Source organism: Okeania sp. SIO2B9 (assembly GCF_010672505.1).
GTDB lineage: Bacteria > Cyanobacteriota > Cyanobacteriia > Cyanobacteriales > Microcoleaceae > Okeania > Okeania hirsuta.
In genome coordinates this window covers 1-2,532 of sequence record NZ_JAAHGK010001123.1, presented here as the reverse complement: position 1 = coordinate 2,532, position 2,532 = coordinate 1, and the positions used below count along the sequence as shown (strand labels likewise).

Genomic DNA, 2,532 nt, shown 5'->3' with positions numbered 1-2,532 from the left:
CAAAAATTCTAGGTAGACTCATTAATGGAATTTTTGGTACTACCTTAGAAACTATACCTGCTAAAATTCCTTATTTATCTGTACCAAAGTTAAGCAATTTTCCCATCCCACCTGCTCCAGAAAAAAATCTCAAAATCGGCATATGTTGGCAAACAAGCAGTAACATTAACACTAGCCAAAAACGCTCTTTCCCAGTTGAATATTTACAGGAAATTCTCAGTATAGATCAAACTAATTTTTATCTTTTACAAAAAGAAGCCTCTCCCACAGATTTAGAATGGCTGAACTCTCAAACTCAAGTATATAATAATGGTTCATCTTTTAATGATTTAGCTGATACAGCAGCAGCGATCCAACAATTAGATTTAGTAATAACAATAGATACAGTTATTGCTCATTTAGCAGGAGCATTAGGTAAATCAGTTTGGGTAATATTAAATTTTGATTCTGATTGGCGATGGATGTTAGATAGAAATGATAGTCCTTGGTATCCGACAGCGCGATTATTTAGACAGGGAAAAATAGGAGATTGGGAGAATGTATTTGAACAAGTTGGGGAAAGTTTAAAAAATTTGCTAGATAATAATTATCCCACCAATAAAAATTCTGAAATAAAGCCTATTAAATTGCCAGAAGAAGCTATTAAAAAATCGGATAATTTGAAAAATTATACCTCTGACATAATGAATAAAATTGCTATTAACTGGCCGTTAAACCCTATGACTGGTTGGGGTATTTATGGTATTAATCTTACTCTCCAACTACTTCAAAATCCCAAATATGAACCTTTATTATTAATCCCTCCTTCTATTCAACCTGGAATATTAAATCCCCTACATCAAGCTTTACTAAATCCAGCTTTTGATGCTCAGAAAAATTTGCAAAATCAACTCAAAAATCACCGAGGCAAAAAAATTAATCTCAACTTACCAATCTTACAAGCTTTAGGTAGTAATTTTTCTGTAAGTAATAATATTGTAGGAACCAAAAATATTGGAATTATTTTCTCAGAAAATACTCAATTTACCTCAGAACAAATTAATCGCTCCAAAGCTTATGATTTGATTATTACCGGATCTACCTGGAATACCAAAATTCTAGAAAACAATAGTATCAAACCTATACAAAAAGTTTTACAAGGCATTGACCAAACAATTTTTCATCCCGCACCTAAATCTAATATTTTTGGCGATCGCTTTGTTGTTTTTTCTGGTGGAAAGCTAGAATATCGCAAAGGTCAAGATATTGTCATAGCAGCTTTTAAAATCTTCCAAAAACGTTATCCAGAAGCACTATTAATTACAGCTTGGCATAATTTCTGGCCTCAATTTATGGTGGGAATTGAACAAACTGGAAATGTTGTAGGATTACCGAAAATTAGTCAAAATAAACGTTTACAAATTACTGAATGGTTATTAGAAAATGACATTCCTAGCAATGCAGTTATTGATGTTGGTCCGATTCCTAACTATATGGTAGGACAAATATTACGAGAAGCTGATGTGGCTGTATTTACAAATCGCTGCGAAGGCGGTACAAATCTTGTAGCGATGGAAAGTCTTGCCTGTGGTATCCCAACAATTATTTCTGCTAATACTGGGCATTTAGATATTATTAATAACTCTCATTGTTATCCCTTATATAATCAAAAATCTGTCAAACCTACCCCACAGTTTCCAGGTGTAGATGGTTGGGGAGAATCTGATGTTGAAGAAGTAGTAGAAATGTTAGAAAAGGTTTATTTTGATCGAGAAGATGCTCAACTTCGGAGTAAAACTGCTGTTAGTTTTATGCAAGATTTGACTTGGGAAAAACAAATTCAACGTCTTCTTATTATTCTGCAAAATATAATTTAATAAGTTATACCAATTTGATAAATGTTTGAGACAAATGATTAAGCTTTTTATTAGGAGTCAGGAGTCAGTAGTCAGGAGTTAGAATCAATAACTTAAATATCATTTATTAGTCTGAGTATCTCTTTTTAATCAAAGAGACATTTGAAGGATAATATTTTAAGTTCTCTTATTATTCTAAACATTCTTTTTTCACGCTTGGTATTGATTTATGAAAAGTAATGCTATCTTTGGCAAGTAGTAAAAATTCCTATCAAAATCACAAAAATTATTCCCAAGCATTTCCTAACGGAATTCTCTGCAAATAGCAATTCGGCAATCAGTACTTCCTCAAATTATGCTCCGTAAACGGCTTATATTTATAATAAAACTAAGATAAATGCAATTTAAAAGTTGATTTTAACACCTCTTGTACCATTTATCAAAAACTTTTCTATATTTTCTTGAGCCGGGGAGTAGGGGACCCACCCCTAACGCCTCCCAGGAGGGGAATAGGGGGAGAATTAAACATAATAATAATTCACATTAACTGGGCTGCTAATTAACAAAAAGGTTATTCTACCTGTGTTAATTACTTAATAACTGAAGTTTTGCCTAAATATAGCATTACTGTTGGTAATTGGTATTAAATTACCCAGTTTCTACAAGACGATAATTTCAATCAAAGCAGATAACTGAC

Annotated in this window: 1 protein-coding gene; it reads left to right on the top strand. The window is 32.5% G+C overall.

Features of this window, described 5'->3' with window-relative positions:
* A partial coding sequence (locus F6K13_RS27990) for a glycosyltransferase (protein WP_287289129.1) occupies nt 1-1,856 on the top strand: 1,856 nt, incomplete at its 5' end.
* Between the last annotated feature and the right edge of the window lie 676 nt (nt 1,857-2,532).